The sequence below is a fragment of the Stenotrophomonas sp. YJH_SMC_43 genome (assembly GCF_059372535.1).
Map to the genome: position 1 here is coordinate 615,171 of NZ_JCAFVQ010000002.1, position 16,785 is coordinate 631,955.

General features: G+C 66.8%; 13 protein-coding genes and 3 tRNA genes. 8 read left to right on the top strand and 8 right to left on the bottom strand.

What is annotated here, in order from left to right; genetic code table 11:
- The first annotated feature begins 159 nt into the window (after positions 1-159).
- From emrR to emrB, 4 genes are read left to right on the top strand one after another with little or no spacing between them, the layout of a single operon-like run.
- Entirely contained in the window at positions 160-603 is a 444-nt protein-coding gene (emrR, locus tag AC5QAH_RS09120; protein WP_005415875.1) for a multidrug efflux system transcriptional regulator EmrR, read from the top strand.
- Complete coding sequence (gene emrC / locus AC5QAH_RS09125) at positions 600-2,093, top strand: multidrug efflux transporter outer membrane subunit EmrC (RefSeq protein WP_053442751.1); 1,494 nt, start codon at positions 600-602, stop codon at positions 2,091-2,093. The genes emrR and emrC overlap by 4 nt, the downstream gene beginning before the upstream one ends.
- Positions 2,094-2,104: 11 nt before the next feature.
- Positions 2,105-3,286: a multidrug efflux MFS transporter periplasmic adaptor subunit EmrA gene (emrA, locus tag AC5QAH_RS09130; protein WP_010486273.1), complete on the top strand. Its 1,182-nt coding sequence runs from the start codon at positions 2,105-2,107 to the stop codon at positions 3,284-3,286.
- Positions 3,287-3,293: 7 nt separating this feature from the next.
- Positions 3,294-4,880: a multidrug efflux MFS transporter permease subunit EmrB gene (gene emrB / locus AC5QAH_RS09135; protein WP_019336959.1), complete on the top strand. Its 1,587-nt coding sequence runs from the start codon at positions 3,294-3,296 to the stop codon at positions 4,878-4,880.
- A 111-nt stretch (positions 4,881-4,991) separates the two neighbouring features.
- Here the strand turns inward: emrB and AC5QAH_RS09140 are convergent, their stop codons facing one another.
- The 3 genes from AC5QAH_RS09140 to AC5QAH_RS09150 form a co-directional block, all read right to left on the bottom strand.
- The gene (locus AC5QAH_RS09140) at positions 4,992-5,270 is read right to left on the bottom strand and encodes a hypothetical protein (RefSeq protein ID WP_029550706.1); all 279 of its coding nucleotides are present in this window, start codon (positions 5,268-5,270) and stop codon (positions 4,992-4,994) included.
- A gap of 325 nt (positions 5,271-5,595) precedes the next feature.
- A tRNA-Leu gene (locus tag AC5QAH_RS09145) sits at positions 5,596-5,680 on the bottom strand.
- Positions 5,681-5,730: 50 nt separating this feature from the next.
- Positions 5,731-6,630 carry a LysR family transcriptional regulator gene (locus tag AC5QAH_RS09150; protein ID WP_329831794.1) on the bottom strand — a complete coding sequence of 300 codons (900 nt, stop codon included), beginning with the start codon at positions 6,628-6,630 and terminating at the stop codon, positions 5,731-5,733.
- A 99-nt stretch (positions 6,631-6,729) separates the two neighbouring features.
- On the opposite strand from AC5QAH_RS09150, the gene AC5QAH_RS09155 reads away from it, so the two are divergent.
- On the top strand, positions 6,730-7,476 hold the full coding sequence (locus AC5QAH_RS09155; RefSeq protein ID WP_010486252.1) for a sulfite exporter TauE/SafE family protein: 747 nt from the start codon (positions 6,730-6,732) through the stop codon (positions 7,474-7,476).
- A 78-nt stretch (positions 7,477-7,554) separates the two neighbouring features.
- On the opposite strand, the gene AC5QAH_RS09160 is transcribed toward AC5QAH_RS09155, so the two are convergent.
- Both AC5QAH_RS09160 and AC5QAH_RS09165 read right to left on the bottom strand, forming a co-directional pair.
- A tRNA-Leu gene (locus AC5QAH_RS09160) sits at positions 7,555-7,639 on the bottom strand.
- A 162-nt stretch (positions 7,640-7,801) separates the two neighbouring features.
- A tRNA-Leu gene (locus AC5QAH_RS09165) sits at positions 7,802-7,886 on the bottom strand.
- A gap of 128 nt (positions 7,887-8,014) precedes the next feature.
- On the opposite strand from AC5QAH_RS09165, the gene rnr reads away from it, so the two are divergent.
- From rnr to rlmB, 3 genes are all read left to right on the top strand, one after another.
- Positions 8,015-10,474, top strand: coding sequence for a ribonuclease R (rnr, locus tag AC5QAH_RS09170; protein WP_043402593.1), 2,460 nt, complete (start codon positions 8,015-8,017; stop codon positions 10,472-10,474).
- Between the two features lie 119 nt (positions 10,475-10,593).
- Positions 10,594-11,076 (top strand): GFA family protein, encoded by a 483-nt coding sequence (locus AC5QAH_RS09175; protein ID WP_010486247.1) that lies wholly within the window; start codon positions 10,594-10,596, stop codon positions 11,074-11,076.
- 155 nt (positions 11,077-11,231) lie between these two features.
- The gene (rlmB, locus tag AC5QAH_RS09180) at positions 11,232-11,975 is read left to right on the top strand and encodes a 23S rRNA (guanosine(2251)-2'-O)-methyltransferase RlmB (protein ID WP_005408775.1); all 744 of its coding nucleotides are present in this window, start codon (positions 11,232-11,234) and stop codon (positions 11,973-11,975) included.
- Between the two features lie 73 nt (positions 11,976-12,048).
- Here rlmB and AC5QAH_RS09185 read toward each other — a convergent pair whose 3' ends face one another.
- Genes AC5QAH_RS09185 through AC5QAH_RS09195 form a run of 3 tightly spaced genes read right to left on the bottom strand, consistent with a single transcriptional unit; the run spans position 12,049 to position 16,681 of the window.
- On the bottom strand, positions 12,049-13,488 hold the full coding sequence (locus tag AC5QAH_RS09185; RefSeq protein ID WP_049411511.1) for an efflux transporter outer membrane subunit: 1,440 nt from the start codon (positions 13,486-13,488) through the stop codon (positions 12,049-12,051).
- Positions 13,485-15,443 (bottom strand): MacB family efflux pump subunit, encoded by a 1,959-nt coding sequence (locus tag AC5QAH_RS09190; RefSeq protein ID WP_010486241.1) that lies wholly within the window; start codon positions 15,441-15,443, stop codon positions 13,485-13,487. Before AC5QAH_RS09190 ends, AC5QAH_RS09185 begins: the two co-directional genes overlap by 4 nt.
- Positions 15,440-16,681 (bottom strand): efflux RND transporter periplasmic adaptor subunit, encoded by a 1,242-nt coding sequence (locus tag AC5QAH_RS09195; RefSeq protein WP_049411507.1) that lies wholly within the window; start codon positions 16,679-16,681, stop codon positions 15,440-15,442. The genes AC5QAH_RS09190 and AC5QAH_RS09195 overlap by 4 nt, the downstream gene beginning before the upstream one ends.
- Positions 16,682-16,785: the final 104 nt, after the last annotated feature.

The window sequence follows — 16,785 nt, forward strand, 5'->3', positions numbered from 1 at the left end:
AATGTGTCATCCATTGGCTGAATTGTACTACCGGGCCACCTGACCAGATCATTAAGGTAGGCGCCTTCATTGATCCAGCCCACTGCTGCAACACAGCATTCGATGCCAGATCGAATATTTCCATTGAGAAATATTTTTTTTGGAAGAGAATGCTCCCCCATGATCTGTCCTGCAACCACTCCCCCCAGCTTCGGCCTGCTGCTGCGCCAGGTGCGCGACGGCCTGGTCCGTCAACTCGACGCATCCATGGCTGAAGAAGACCTGGGTATCGGTTTCACCCACTACATCGGGTTGAAGGTGCTTTCCAACATGGCCCCGTGCACGGCCAACGAGCTGGCCCAGGCCATCGACCAGGTGCCCAGTGCGGTGACCCGCCTGTTGGACAAGCTGGAGGCGCTGGGCTGCGTCCGCCGCGAGCCGCATGCGCAGGATCGGCGGGCGCTGCAGATCGTACTGACCGATGAGGGCCGCGCGCTGTGGGCGCGGCTGAAGCTGCGTGGCGACGCGGTGATGGATTACGCCCTGCGTGATCTTTCCGCCGACGAGCGCACGCTGCTGCTGTCCCTCCTTACCCGAATCCGCGATTCCCTGACGACCCCATGAACCCGATCCCGCATTCCACTCTCCGCCGGTCCGGGCGCGCGCTGCTGGTGTCAGCGCTGGCCCTGGCCCTGGCCGCCTGCGCCAGCAGTCGTGGCCTCAACCCGCAGGGCCACGTGCTTGACGTGGACAGTCTGCACAGCGAACGCACCTTGGCCGACACCGACCTGAGCGCCACCGGCTTCCCGGCGCAGGACTGGTGGAAGGCGCTGGGCGATGCGCAGCTGGACGCCCTGGTCGCCGAGGGCCTGGCCGGCCACCCGAGCCTGGACGCCGCCGACGCGCGTCTGCGCCAGGCCCAGGCCCAGGTCGGCACCGCACGTGCCGATGAACTGCCCAGCCTGTCGGTGTCCGGTGGCTACACCGGCCTGCGCCTGCCCGAGTCGATGGTCGGCAGCGAGATGGGCGGTCGCTACGGCGGCAGCAGCCAGGTCGCCTTCGACTTCAGCTACGGCGTGGACCTGTGGGGCGGCAAGCGCGCTGCCTGGGAAGCCGCCGTGGACGGTGCGCATGCCGCCACCGTCGAGGCGCAGGCCGCACGCCTGAGCCTGTCCACTGGCATCACCCAGGCTTATGCCGACCTCGCCTATGCGTGGCAGCTCAATGATGTGGCCGAAGAAGAACTGGCCCGCTCGCAGAAATCGCTGGAGCTGACCCGCCAGCGCCGCAGCGCCGGCATCGACAGCGACCTGCAGGTGCGCCAGGCCGAGGCCCGGGTACCGGCCGCGCAGCAGCAGGTGCAGGCCGCACAGCAGCGCATCGACGCGGCCCGCACCGCACTGGCCGCGCTGGTTGGCAAGGGCCCGGACCGTGGCCTGTCGATCCAGCGCCCGCAGCCGCTGAACCCGGTGGCGCTGCAGCTGCCGGGCGTGCTGCCCAGCGAACTGCTCGGCCGTCGCCCCGACATCGTCGCCGCGCGCTGGCGCGTGGAAGCGGCCGACAAGCAGATCAAGGTGGCAAAGACCAAGTTCTACCCGAGCTTCAACCTGACCGCGCTGGCCGGCGTGGTCGCCCCGAACGTGGGTGATCTGCTGAAGAGCAGTTCCACCTTCGCCTACATCGGCCCGGCGCTGAGCCTGCCGATCTTCGAAGGCGGCAAGCTGCGCGCCAACCTGGCCAACACCGATGCGCAGTACGACCTGGCGGTGGCCAACTACAACCAGACCGTGCTCGATGCGCTGCGCGACGTGGCCGACCAGGTCAACGCGGTGCGCTCGCTGGCGCAGCAGGCGCATTCGCAGCAGCAGGCCGTGGACACCGCACGCTCGGCCTTCGACCTGGCCCAGCAGCGCTACCGCGCCGGCATCGGCAGCTACCTGGACGTGCTGACCGCGCAGTCCACGCTGTTGCAGTCGCAGCAGCAGCTGGCCGGCCTGCAGTCGCAGCAGGTGCAGACCTCGGTGCGCCTGAGCAAGGCGTTGGGCGGTGGTTTCCAGCCCGCTGACGCCGACCGCGCACCGATCGCCTCCCATTCCGATTCCTCGCATTCCTGAAGACTTCCGCCATGAGCCAGACCCAAGACACCGCGGCCCCGGCCGCCTCCAACCGCCGCGGCAACCTGCTGCGCGGCCTGTTCGTGATCGTCGTGCTGCTGCTTGCCGCACTGGCGCTGTGGTACTTCATGTTCGGCCGTTGGTTCGAAGAGACCGACGACGCCTACGTGCAGGGCAACCAGGTACAGATCACCCCGCTGGTGGCCGGTACCGTGGTCGCCATCAACGCCGATGACGGCATGCGCGTGGAGCGCGGCCAGCTGCTGGTGCAGCTGGACCCGTCCGACACGTCGGTGGCGCTGCAGCAGGCCGAAGCCAACCTGGCCAAGACCGTGCGCCAGACCCGTGGCCTGTACCGCAGCGTGGAAGGTGCGCAGGCGGACCTGAACGCGCGCCAGGTGACCCTGAAGCGCGTGCGCGAAGATTTCGCTCGCCGCAAGGATCTGGCCGCCACCGGCGCCATTTCCAATGAAGAACTGGCCCATGCGCGTGACGAGCTGGCCGCTGCCGAAGCCGCCGTGGCCGGTTCGCGCGAGACCGTCGAGCGCAACCGCGCGCTGGTCGACGACACCGTGATCGCCACCCAGCCAGACGTGCAGGCGGCCGCCGCGCAGCTGCGCCAGGCCTTCCTCAACAACGCCCGCGCCGGCATCGTCGCGCCGGTCACCGGCTACGTTGCCCGTCGTTCGGTGCAGGTCGGCCAGCGCGTGCAGCCGGGCAACGCGCTGATGGCGGTAGTGCCGACCGAGCAGATGTGGGTCGAGGCCAACTTCAAGGAAACCCAGCTGCGCCACATGCGCCTGGGCCAGGAAGTGGAGCTGAAGTCGGACCTGTACGCCGGTGACGTGAAGTACAAGGGTCGCGTCCAGAGCCTGGGCCTGGGCACCGGCTCGGCGTTCTCGCTGCTGCCGGCGCAGAACGCCAGCGGCAACTGGATCAAGATCGTGCAGCGCGTGCCGGTGCGCATCGCCATCGACGCCAAGCAGCTGGCCGAACATCCGCTGCGCATCGGCCTGTCGATGAAGGCCGAAGTGAGCCTGCGCGACCAGAAGGGTGAAGTGCTGCCGAGCACTGCGGCCAAGGGCACGGTGTTCGACACCGACGTGTATGCGAAGCAGCTGCATGATGCCGACGAGGTGATCCATACGATCATCCAGGGCAACCTGCCGCAGCAGCAGGCGAAGGTGGGCTGAGGTCGCCATGTCCGCACAAGCTCCAGCCGCGCCCGGCGCTCCGGGTGCACCGGCGGCGCCGGGTGCGGCCTCCGGGTTCCTGCCGCCCAGCGTCGCCCTGTGTACCGTCGGCCTGGCGATGGCCTCGTTCATGCAGGTGCTCGATACCACCATCGCCAACGTCTCGCTGCCGACCATCGCCGGCAATCTCGGTGCCAGTTCGCAGCAGGCGACCTGGGTCATCACCTCGTTTGCAGTCAGCACGGCCATCGCGCTGCCGCTGACCGGCTGGCTCAGCCGCCGTTTCGGCGAACGCAAGCTGTTCGTCTGGGCCACGCTGGCCTTTGTCATCACCTCGCTGCTGTGCGGCCTGGCGCAGAGCATGGGCATGCTGGTGGTGTCGCGTGCGCTGCAGGGCTTCGTGGCCGGCCCGATGTACCCGATCACGCAGTCGCTGCTGGTCTCGATCTACCCGCGTGAGAAACGTGGGCAGGCATTGGCGCTGCTGGCGATGATCACGGTGGTTGCGCCGATCTGCGGCCCCATCCTCGGTGGCTGGATCACCGACAACTACAGCTGGGAATGGATCTTCCTGATCAATGTGCCGCTGGGCATCTTTGCCGCGCTGGTGGTGGGCAACCAGTTGAAGGGGCGCCCGGAGCACATCGAGAAGCCGAAGATGGACTATGTCGGCCTGGTCACCCTGGTGATCGGTGTCGGTGCGCTGCAGCTGGTGCTCGACCTGGGCAATGACGAGGACTGGTTCTCGTCGATGAAGATCGTGGTGCTGGCGTGTGTGGCTGTGGTCACGCTGACGGTGTTCCTGATCTGGGAACTGACCGACAAGGATCCGATCGTCGACCTGAAGCTGTTCCGGCATCGCAACTTCCGCGCCGGTACGCTGGCGATGGTGGTGGCGTACGCGGCGTTCTTCAGCGTGGCCCTGCTGATTCCGCAGTGGCTGCAGCGTGACATGGGTTACACCGCGATCTGGGCGGGCCTGGCGACGGCGCCGATCGGCATCCTGCCGGTGATCATGACCCCGTTCGTGGGCAAGTACGCATCGCGCTTCGACATGCGCATGCTGGCCACGGTCGCGTTCATCGTGTTGTCGATGACCAGTTTCCTGCGTTCGAACTTCAACCTGCAGGTGGACTACACCCACGTGGCCGGCGTGCAGTTGATCATGGGCATCGGCGTCGCGCTGTTCTTCATGCCGGTGCTGCAGATCCTGCTGTCGGACCTGGATGGGCGCGAGATCGCGGCGGGCTCCGGCCTGGCCACCTTCCTGCGTACGCTGGGCGGCAGTTTCGCGGCGTCGCTGACGACGTGGCTGTGGGCGCGGCGCACCCAGGTGCACCATGCTGACCTGACCGAGCACATCTCGGTCTATCAGCCGGGCATGCAGGACCAGGTGACGGCGATGGGGCAGGGCGACCTGCAACATGGTGCCGCGGTACTGAACAACATGATCAACCACCAGGCATCGCAGATGGGCTTCAACGACATCTTCTTCCTGCTGGGCTGGATCTTCCTGGCGATCATCGCGTTCCTGTGGCTGGCCAAACCGCCGTTCGGCGCAGGCGCAGGTGCGGCCGCCGGCGGCGGGCACTGAAAACTCCCTGGAAACACGTGCTGTATTTTGACCCCGCCGCAAGGCGGGGTTTTTGTTTGTGCAACGCGGGTCGCACGGGCCCTGCCGTTGGGGGAGTGCAGCGGCGCAGGTTCAGCGCGTGCGATAGACGCGCTTGAACACCACCCGATCACGGAACAATCGGGAAATGGCCCACATTCCCGCCACAAGTACGGCGCCGCACGTGATCCAGCCGGCAGTGGCCTGCAATTGGCTGCCGACCAGTGCGCCGCAGATGATGGCGGCGACAAAGACGAACATTACGGCCTCCTTCGATGCGCCGTAGTGGACCTCGGCCTGGCATCCCACGCATACGCGTACGCCGTGGTTCGAGCCGGTGTGGCAGTGAGGGCAGATGATGCTGCGCTGCATTGGGGCGTCCTTTGGGGAAAGGGGGGGGCGCTGGTCAGGTCGTGGCGATAGACCTGCAACCGGCTCCCGTAAATCTGCCTTCCACCGAAAAGGAATCGGGTAGATCTCCGACTAGGAAAATTACGAATTGAACGCGCAATGTGAAATGCGACCCAGAAGAAAGCCGTTCAGGGTTTGGTGACGACGCGCCGGGAGGAGGTATGCACCAGCGGGTGACGCCTGGGTGGTGCGAGATACGACAGTTCGAGCGGTAGATGCGATGCCACGCTCGCCAAACCCCGGAAACGAAAAAACCCGCTTTCGCGGGTTTGATCATCTTGAGTCGTGGTGCCCAGGAGAGGACTCGAACCTCCACGGTTTTACCCGCTAGTACCTGAAACTAGTGCGTCTACCAATTCCGCCACCTGGGCGACTCAGGAGACGAATTGTGCGGTACGGCAGAGGATGTGTCAACAACATTTCACAGCTTTTTCTGCGGCTGCACGCCCAGGTGAAGCAGCAGGCTGCGCATTGCCGATGACAACTGCGCCCACTCGGCAAAACAGGCGCACAGGCGGCGCTGTGCCCACGCATCGGCGAGCGGTACGGCGACGGTATGCGTGCTGCGCCGATGCTGGCGGGCGATGGTCCGCGGCACGATGCCGATACCAATGTCGTGGCCGACCATGATGCACACCCCTTCGAAGGTCTTCATGCGGATGCGCACATCCAGGCGCCGCCCGATGTCGCGTGCCTGGTCCTCGATGTAGGTCTGCAGTGCATTGCCATCGGCCAGGGCGACGAAAGTCTCGCCGGCAACATCGGCGAAGGCCAGGCTGCGCCGCGATGCGAAGCGGTGATCGGCAGGCAGCAGCATCACCAGTGGATCTTCGGCCACCACATGCTGCTGCAGGCCGGCAGCGTCGACCGCATCACTGATGATGCCGGCCTCGGCCTGGCCAGCGCTGATCGCACGCACGACTTCGGGGCTGGTGCGCTCCAGCAGTTCCACGTGCAGGCGTGGGCGTTCGGCCAGCCACGGTGCCAGCCGCGAGGGCAGGTAGTTGGTCAGCGCAGCGGTATTGGCATACAGATGCAGGGTACCGCGCGCGCCATGCGCGAATGCCTGCAGTTCGCCGCGCAGCTGCGCCTGCTGCTGCAGGATCAGGCGTGCATGGTGGGCGAGGGCGGCGCCGGCTTCAGTCAGGCTGACGCCACGCGGATGGCGGTTCAGCAGCACGGTGCCGGCATCGGCTTCGATCGTGCGCAGGCGTTCGCTGGCCGAGGCCAGGGCCAGGTTCGCCTGCGCCGCGCCGGCCGTGATGCTGCCCGCCTCGGCAATCGCCAGGAACAGGCGCAGGTCGGCGATATCCATCCGCATGTCATGCCCTCATCGCAACGCCCGAGCCTTCGGATCAGCCGAAGGGTGGGCCGGGAAGACCGCATTGTGCGCCGGGCGACGGCCCGATCCAATGAAGGCATGAATGAATCGATGTACTTCTACGCGCTGCTGGTGGTGGTGTTCGTGCTGGCTGGCGTGGTCAAGGGCGTGACCGGCATGGGGTTGCCGACGGTGGCGATGGGGCTGCTCGGTGGCGCGTTGTCGCCGGTGGCGGCGGCATCGATGCTGTTCATCCCCACCTTTGTCACCAACGCGTGGCAGCTGTTGTCCGGGCCGTCGCTGGGCCCCATCGTGCGGCGCTTGTGGCCGATGATGCTGGCGGTGGTGGCGGTGACACTGGGTTCGGCGGCGCTGCTGGTGCGGGTCGATCGCACCTGGTCGCGCGTTGCGCTGGGAGTGGCGCTGGTGGTCTATGCCGTCTATGCCCTGCTTGCACCGGTGTTTCGCGTGCCGCAGCGGCGCGAGCGTTGGCTGGGGCCGCTGGTGGGGGCATTGTCGGGCGTGGTGACCGGCGCCACCGGCGTGTTCGTGATGCCGGCGGTACCGTATCTGCAGTCGCTGGGATTGCAGCGCGAGGAGCTGGTGCAGGCGTTGGGGCTGGCCTTCACTGTGTCGACGATTTCGCTGACCACCGGCCTGGTGCTGCATGGCGCATTCGGCATCCAGCAGCTGGGGCTGAGTGCGTTGGCGGTGCTGCCGGCATTGCTGGGCATGTGGCTGGGGCAGGTGATCCGGCAGCGCATCAGTGCACGGGTGTTCCGGGCCTGCTTCCTGGGTTTCCTGCTGCTGCTCGGGCTGGAGCTGGTGCTGCGGCCGTTGTTGTGATGCCGGCCGTCGATCGCGGCGATGCCGAATCACGGGCATGAAAAAACCCGCTTTCGCGGGTTTTTCTCATTCTCGACGTGGTGCCCAGGAGAGGACTCGAACCTCCACGGTTTTACCCGCTAGTACCTGAAACTAGTGCGTCTACCAATTCCGCCACCTGGGCGTCGAGGAGCGAAATTATGGGGTGTTGTGACGGGGGTGTCAACACCCTTGTGAAGATCATTGCGATTACCGGTCGGAGTTCCTTCCTGGAGGAATCAGGGGCGAGCCTCAGGGCCGGATTACAGGCAAAAAAAATCCCCGCCGAAGCGAGGAGTTTTTTCGTTGGTGCCCAGGAGAGGACTCGAACCTCCACGGTTTTACCCGCTAGTACCTGAAACTAGTGCGTCTACCAATTCCGCCACCTGGGCGTTCCAGAGGCGCAATTGTGAAGATGAATCCGCAGGCTGTCAACGACTTCCTGAATATTTTTCACGCAAGGCGTTCAAGACGGCCACTGACCCGTTCTGCACGCCGTCAACGGCTACCATGTAGGGCGATGACTACCAAAAAACCAAGCAAGGGCGGGAGCACCTCCCGCAGCCAGGGCCCGAAGAAGGGCGCCAAGGCGGGCACGGCCCACACCACCAAGCCGGGCAAGCCGTTGCCGGGCTGGTTCCCCGAATTGAATGAAGGCGGCGCACCACCGCGTGGCCGCAAGGTCCGCAATACCGACGCGCCAGGCCCGGCCCCGGGCCGCAAGCTGCCGCCGACCGGCAAGGTGATCGACGATCCCTATGCCGCGCGTGAAGCGGAGAAATACGAACAGCCCATCGCCAGCCGCGAGGCCATCCTGGCCCTGCTGGAGCGTTGCGACGGGCCGCAGACCGCCGAAGAACTGGGCGCGCGCCTGGGCCTGACCGCACCTGACCGGGCCGAGGCGCTGTCGCGCCGGCTTGGTGCCATGGTCCGTGATGGCCAGTTGGTGCAGAACCGTCGTGGTGGTTTCGCCCCGATCCAGACCCTGAACCTGGTCACCGGCGTGGTGATCGCCAACCCGGAAGGATTTGGCTTCCTGCGCCCGGTCGAGGGTGGCGACGACCTGTTCCTGCCACCGTATGAAATGCGCAAGGTGATGCACGGTGACAAGGTGCTGGCCCGTGTGACCGGCATCGACCATCGTGGCCGCCGCGAAGGCAGCATCGCCCGCGTGCTTGAGCGCGGCATGACCCGCCTGATCGGTCGCTTCAGCATCGAGATGGGCATCAACTACGTGGTGCCCGACGACAAGCGCGTGCAGCGCAACGTACAGGTGCCGCCGGACCAGACCGGTGGCGCGCGCGACGGCCAGCTGGTGGTCTGCGAGCTGACCCAGGCGCCGGACAGCCGCCGTCCGCCGATCGGCCGCATCATCGCCGTGCTCGGCGACAAGCTGACCGCATCGCTGGTGGTGGAGACCGCCATCCACGGCCACGAGCTGCCGTTCGAGTTCCCGCAGGAGGTGCTGGACGAAGCCGCCTCGGTGCCGATGGTGGTTGAACCGGCGATGATCGGCGACCGTGTCGATCTGCGCAGCACGCCGCTGGTCACCATCGACGGTGAAGATGCCAAGGACTTCGACGACGCGGTGTACTGCGAGCCGAATGCCGACGGTTTCCGCCTGGTGGTGGCGATTGCCGATGTTTCGAACTACGTCCGTCCCGGCACGCCGCTGGACGAGGAAGCGCAGAAGCGTGCGACTTCGGTCTACTTCCCCGGCTTCGTGGTGCCGATGCTGCCGGAGACGCTCTCCAACGGCATCTGTTCGTTGATGCCGAAGGTCGACCGCATGTGCTTCGTCTGCGACATGCAGATCGACCGCGACGGCCTGGTGACGCATTCGCGCTTCTACGAGGCGGTGATGAACTCGCACGCGCGCCTGACCTATACCCAGGTGTGGAAGGCGGTGGGCGAGGACGATGCCGATACCAAGGCCTGGATGGGTGACCTGCTGCCGCAGGTGCAGCGCCTGCACCAGCTGTACAAGGTGCTGTCCAAGGCGCGCGCCAAGCGCGGTGCCATCGAGTTCGAAAGCAGTGAAGTACGCTTCGTGCTGGACAACCGCGGTGAAGTGACCCAGGCCGGCATGCTGGTGCGCAACGACGCGCACAAGCTGATCGAGGAATGCATGATCGCGGCCAACGTCGAGGCAGCGAAGTACCTGCTGTCGCGCCACGTGCCGGCCCCGTACCGCATCCACGAGAAGCCGCCGGAAACCAAGTACGCCGACCTGCTGGAATTCCTCAAGGAGTTCAAGCTGAGCCTGCCGCCGTGGTCCAAGGTGCGCCCGGGTGACTACACCAAGCTGCTGAAGAAGATCCGCGACCGCCCCGATGCCACGCTGCTGGAATCGGTGCTGCTGCGCAGCCAGAGCCTGGCGATCTACAGCCCGGAGAACCACGGCCACTTCGGCCTGGCGCTGGAGGCGTACGCGCACTTCACCTCGCCGATCCGTCGCTATCCCGACCTGCTGGTGCACCGCGCGATCAAGCACGCGCTGTCCGGCAAGCCGTTGGACAAGTTCACCTACAACGCGCGCGAAATGGCTGCGCTGGCGCTGCAGTGCTCCGAGCGTGAGCGCCGTGCCGATGAAGCCGAGCGTGAGGTCGACGAGCGTTACCGCGCGGCGTGGATGGAAAAGCACGTGGGTGGCCAGTTCGATGGCGTGATCAGCGGCGTGACCAGCTTCGGCCTGTTCGTCGAGCTGGATGAGTCGAAAGTGCAGGGCCTGGTCCACGTGACCCAGCTGCCGCAGGACTATTACAAGTTCGACGCCACCCGCAAGACGCTGACCGGCGAGCGCCGTGGCGCCAGCTACCGGCTGGGTGACCGCGTGCGGATCCTGGTGCTGAAGGCCAGCATGGAAGAGCGCAAGATCGACTTCCGCCTGGTCGAACACAAGGGCGAGGACGAAGGCGATGGCCTACCGCCGCTGCCGGAGCGTGGAAAGCCGGCCAAGCGGACGAAGAAGCAGTATTGAAAGGTGTGCCGGCCAACGGTCGGCACCTGCCTCACCCGGTAGGTGCCAGCCGTTGGTTGGCACATCCCTCACCCGGTAGGTGCCAACCTTGGTTGGCACGACGTTACGGAGGACCGCAGATGCAGGGCCAACCCGAGTACAGCGGCGGCTGCCAGTGCGGCGCGATCCGCTTCCAGGCGCGTGGCGCGCTCACCGACAGCTCGATCTGCCATTGCCGGATGTGCCAGAAGGCCTTCGGTGCCTACTACGCGCCGCTGGTGTCGGTGCGCGGCGTGCAGTTCAGCTGGACCCGCGGCCAGCCGCGCTATTTCCAGTCGTCCAACGTGGTGCGGCGGGGCTTCTGCGCCGACTGCGGTACGCCGCTGACCTACGAGGCGCCGGACGGCGTGGCGGTGGCGGCCGGTGCCTTTGACGAACCCGAGCGCCTTCCGCCGACGATCCAGTACGGGGTCGAGCGCAAGCTGCCGTTCGTCGATACGTTGGCCAGCCTGCCGGCCCGTCGTACCGAGGAAGACATCGCCGCGCTGGATTTCCTGGCCACGATCGTGTCCCACCAGCATCCCGACCACGACACCCCACACTGGCCGCCGCGCAGCCGGTAACGCACCTGTAGAGCCGAGCCCACGCTCGGCTGGCGGGTCGCCGCAGCCTGAACCCAAGGCCGCCGGGTGCAGGCTCGGCTCTACAGGCGGGCCCGCCGCAGCGCCCGGCCCGCCGATGCTCTACCATAGCCACCCCCTTTCCGGTCCCCGCCCGCATGAGCAAGAACAGCCAGTGGATTGTCGGCGTCAACGCCGTCGCCTCCTCCATCGAGAACGACGCCGAGAACGTCCGCGAAGTGCTGGTCGAGGCCGGTGCGAAGAACCCGCGCCTGACCGAGATCGAGGAAAACGCCCGCCGTAAGGGCATCGACGTGCGCAAGGTGAACAGCCAGGCGCTGGATGGCGTGGGTGGTTCGGTGCGCCACCAGGGCGTGGCCGCGCGCTATGCCGCCGCTCGTACCTACAGCGAGAACGAGCTGGAAGGCCTGGTCACTGCAGCCGAAGGCAAGGCCCTGCTGCTGGTGCTGGACGAGGTGCAGGACCCGCACAACCTCGGCGCCTGCCTGCGCTCGGCCGCTGCGGCCGGCGCGACTGCAGTAATCATCCCCAAGGACAAGTCGGCCACGGTGAACGCGACCGTGCGCAAGACCTCGGCCGGTGCCGCCGATCTGATCCCGGTAGTGGCGGTGACCAACCTGTCGCGCTGCCTGAAGGACCTGCAGAAGCAGGGCGTGTGGATCTATGGTCTGGCCGGCGAAGCCACCGCTTCGCTGTACCAGCTGGACCTGAAGGGCAACATCGCCCTGGTGCTGGGTGGCGAAGCCGACGGCCTGCGCCGACTGACCCGCGAGAACTGCGATGGCCTGGTCAAGATCCCGATGCCGGGCGAGATCGAGAGCCTGAACGTCTCCGTCGCCGCCGGCGTCAGCCTGTTCGAGGCCGTGCGCCAGCGCGGTTGATCTGTAGAGCCGAGCCCACGCTCGGCTGCTCTTCGTTGCAGCCGAGCGTGGGCTCGGCTCTACAGGACGGGCCTCAGCCCGCGCTGCCGCCCAGCGCCTTGAACAGGGTCACGTCGTTGTTCAGCTGGCCCTGGCGCACGCGCGCCAACGACAGCTCGGCATCACGCCGGGTCTGCTGCGCTTCCAGCCAGGTGCGCAGGTCGGTGGCACCCACGCGGTAGCGCACTTCCTGCGCGCGCTCCACTTCCACCGCTTCGTCATACGAAGCCTGCGAGGCCGCCACCTGGCGCGCCAGCTGCTCGCGTGCCGACAGTGCGTTGTCCACTTCCGAGAGCGCGGTGTACAGCGTCTTGCGGAAATTGGTCGCGGCGATCTGGTAGCCGGTGCCGGCGATGTCGGTATCCAGCTGCGCGCGCTGCAGATTGAGGAACGGCAATGACAGGCCCGCACCCAGGGTGGCTACCGGGTTGCGCAGCACATCACCCAGCGAGGTCGCACTGGAGCCGAGGCTGCCGGTCAGGCTCAGCGCCGGGTAGTAGTGGGTGGCGGTCACCTTGATGGTCTTCAGGCTGTTGCGCAGGCGCAGTTCGGCTGCGCGCAGGTCGGGACGGCGGCCGAGCAGGTCGGTCGGCAGGCCTTCGTTGATCCCGGGGCTGCGTGCGGCCAGCAGGTCCTGCGGTTCGTCCTGCTGTGGCCACGGCGTGCCGTCCAGCAGCACGGTCAGCGCATTGCGCACTTCCACCCGCTGCTGTTCCAGCGCGCTCTGTGCGGAACGTTGCGACTGCAGGTTCTGCAGTGCCTGGCGTACTTCCAGGCGCGATACCGCACCGGCGTCGAAGCGGGCCTGGACCAGTTCGCGGGTACGTTCCAGCCGCTCCAGGTTGGCCTGGCCGGTGGCGATCGACTGGTTGAGATAGGCCAGGTTCCAGTACTGGGTGATGGTGTCGCCGATCACCAGCAGCGCGGTGTTCTGCCGGTCTTCCTCGCTGGCCTCGGCTTCCCAGCGGGCGATGTCGCGCTGGGTGCGCAGGCGGCCCCACAGATCGACCTCCCAGCCCAGCGAAACGCCGGTGGAATAGCTGCGACGCCAGTCATCAGCCTGGTCGGTGGCGCGGCTGGCGCTGCCACTGACCCCGGAAGACGAAGGCTGCGGCCACAGCGCGTTGCTGGCCAGGCCAGCCTGCAGGCGCGAACGCTGCACGGCCAGACCGGCGGCGGCCAGATCGCTGTTGGCGGCCAGCGCCTGCGCCACCAGACGGTCCAGTCGTTCATCGCCGAAGCCGGTCCACCAGGTGTCCTGGCGGATGTCGCGGCCGGGTGTATCCAGGCTGCTGCGCGGGTCGTCGGCCGGTGCGTTGAGGGTGGCATCGCCACGCCCGTAGCTGGCCGCCACGTCGGGGGCCTGCACCGGGTAGCGGCCCACCGATGCACAGCCTGAGAGGGCGAGCAGAACAGCGCCCACCAGCAGCAGGCGCGAGGGAGCAGGGAAGGGCAGTCGGGTCATCATCTTCATTCGCGGGCCAGGGCCTCCACCGGGTCGAGCTGCGCGGCATTGCGCGCGGGCAGGAAGCCGAACGCCACGCCGATCAGGGTCGAACAGGCGAAGGCGGCGACAATCGAGGCGGTGGAGAACAGCACCTGGAAGTCGCTGGCGAAGCGGCCGATCATCGAGCCCAGCAGCAGGGCCAGGCCGATGCCGAGCACGCCGCCGAGCAGGCACACCAGCACCGCTTCGATCAGGAACTGTTGGCGGATATCACTCTGCCGCGCACCCACGGCCATGCGCACGCCGATCTCACGCGTACGCTCGGTGACCGACACCAGCATGATGTTCATCACGCCGATGCCACCGACCAGCAGCGCGATGGCGGCGATCGCGCCGATCAGCAGCGTCATCGTGCGCGTGGTCTGTTCGATGGTCTGGCGGATCTCGGCGCTGTTGCTGAGGAAGAAATCCTCGGTGCCATGGCGCATCGTCAGCAAGCGGGTGATCGCTTCCTGCGCCGCATCCATCGGCGTGTCGTCGTCCACGCGCACGGTGATGCTGGAGACGTGGCTCTGGCCGAGCATGCGCGACATCACCGTGGTGTACGGCACCCACACGCTGAGGCTGGTGCTGCCGCCGAAACCGAAACTCTGGCGCTTGGCCACGCCGACCACGCGTGCTGGCACGTTGCCGAGCAGGATCACCTGGCCGACCGGGTCGACATCGGGGAAGAACTGGGTCTGGGTGTTCTCGTCGATCACCGCCACCTGGCCGAGGCCCTTCACTGCATCACTGTCGAAGAAGCTGCCACTGAGCAGGGTCACGCCCTTGACCCGGAAGAACTGTTCGCCGACGCCGCTGACCTGGGCGGTGGACGACTGGTTGCGGTAACGCGCGGTGACCGAGGTCGACACGCTGGGCGTGGCGCTGTCCACGTAGCTCTGCTTTGCCAGTGCATCGGCATCGCTGGCCTTGAGCGTCTGTACCCGCGCCGAGCGCATGTCGCCGAAACCACGGCCTGGATAGACGTCGATGGTGTTGGTGCCGAGCGCGCTGATGTTCTGCAGGATCTGCTGCTGCGAGCCATTGCCCAGCGCCACCACCGAGACCACCGAGGCGATGCCGATGATGATGCCGAGCATGGTCAGGAAGGTGCGCAGCCGATGCGCGTTCATCGCCAGCAGTGCCATGCGGAACGCTTCGGTGAAGCGGTCGCGGGCCGCCCGCCAGCTGTTGCCGCGGGCGACGCCGGTGCTGGCCTCGCGCTGCGCACGGTAGGTCGGTGCGTTCGGGTTGGCGCGGTCGGCGATGATCTCGCCGTCGCGGATCTCGATGATGCGCTGTGCGTGTTCGGCCACGCTCATGTCGTGGGTGACGATGATGATGGTGTGGCCTTCGGCGTGCAGCTCGCCGAGGATCGCCATCACTTCCTCGCCGGATTTCGTGTCGAGCGCGCCGGTGGGTTCGTCGGCCAGGATCACCTCGCCGCCGTTCATCAGGGCACGTGCGATCGACACGCGCTGCTGTTGGCCACCGGACAGCTGCCCCGGCTTGTGGTGCATGCGGTCGCTCAGGCCCAGCCGCTGCAGCAGCTGCTCGGCCCGTGCGTTGCGCACTGCGCCGGGGCTGCCGGCATACACCGCCGGCACTTCCACGTTGCCGCGCGCGTCCAGGTCGCCCAGCAGGTGATAGCGCTGGAAGATGAAACCGAAATGTTCGCGGCGCAGTTCGGCCAGCTCGTCCGGTTCCATCTTCCCGGTTTCGCGGCCGGCCACCTGGTAGCTGCCACGGGTAGGGCGGTCGAGGCAGCCGAGGATGTTCATCAGCGTCGACTTGCCCGAGCCGGACTGGCCGACGATGGCCACCATCTCACCGGCGTGGATGTCCAGGTTGACGTCACGCAGCACGGCGATCACATCGTCGCCGGCCGGGAATTCGCGTCGCAGGTCGCGCAGGCGCAGCAGCGGCGCCGTCGTGCTCATCGGCGCCCCATGCCCGGGCCGCCGACCCGCATCTGCATGCCGCTGCGGTTGCCGCCGCCAGCGCTGGCACCGGCCGCACCGGCTTCGCCGACCACCACGCGCTCGCCTTCCTTTAGCCCGGACAGGATCTCGGCCGAGGCGCCGTTGTTGATGCCCACGCTGACCTTGCGCGGCTGCGGCTGGCCCTTGTCGTCCAGTACCCGCACCATGCGCTCGTCGCCACGGCGCTTCGGCCCCAGTGCCACCGCCGGCACCATCAGCACATTCTTGGCCTGCTTGAGCAGCACGGAGACCTGGGCGGTCATGTCGATGCGCAGCGTGCCGTCCGGGTTCTCCACATCGAACAGCGCGTTGTAGTAGACCGCGCTGCTGGAACTGGAGCTGGACGAACTGCTGGAGCTGGATGAATTCTCGTTGGCGATCGAGGCCGGCGCCGGATTGATCTGGCGCAGGGTGGCGTGGTACTTGCGGTCCGGGTCGCCCAGCGTGGTGAAGTAGACCGGCATGCCGGCCTTGATCTTGACCACGTCGGCCTCGGAGATCTCGGCGTTGACGGTGACCACGTCCAGCCGCGCCAGCATGACGATGGTCGGCGCGGTCTGGTTGGCGTTCACGGTGCGGCCTTCCTCGGCCACCACCGCCACCACGGTGCCGTCCATCGGCGCGGTGATGCGGGTGTAGGCCAGGTTGGCACGGGCGGTGCCCAGTTCGGTTTCGCGGCCCTTGATCTGCGCCTCGTAGGACTGCAGCTGGGCGCGGGCGGTCTTCAGCTGTGCCTCGGCGGCATCGTATTCCTGGCGCGAGGTGGCTTCGGCGGCGAGCATCTGCTGCTGGCGCGCGAACTCCAGTTCGGCCTGGCGCAGGGTGGCCTGCTGCACGGCACGCTGGGCGGTGACCTGGTCCAGCGAGGCCTGCGCGTTGAGCACCTGGTTCTGCTGGGTGGTGGCGTCGATCTCGGCGATCAGATCGCCTTCCTTCACGGTGTCGCCCAGCTGCACCTTCAGCGACTTGATCTGGCCCGAGGCCTGGGCACCCACGCTGACCAGCTTGTAGGCGTCGATCACACCGGTGGCCTCCACCGTCTGCTCGATGTCACCACGGCTGACGGGCGTGGTCGCCACCGCCGGGGCGGCGGGCTTGCGCAGCAGCCACCAGGCGGCTGCGGCGACGGCAAGGGCAAGCAGGGCGATCAGTATCAGGCGACCCCGGCGGGTCGCGGGCAGCAGGCGGAACGTCACGTCGTGGCTTCACTCTCGGGGCCGCGGCGGCGGCGTTGGTGGGCATTGTGAAGACCGGGCGATGGGCGGCTCAATCCTCGGGGTATGTCTCTATGTAACACTGT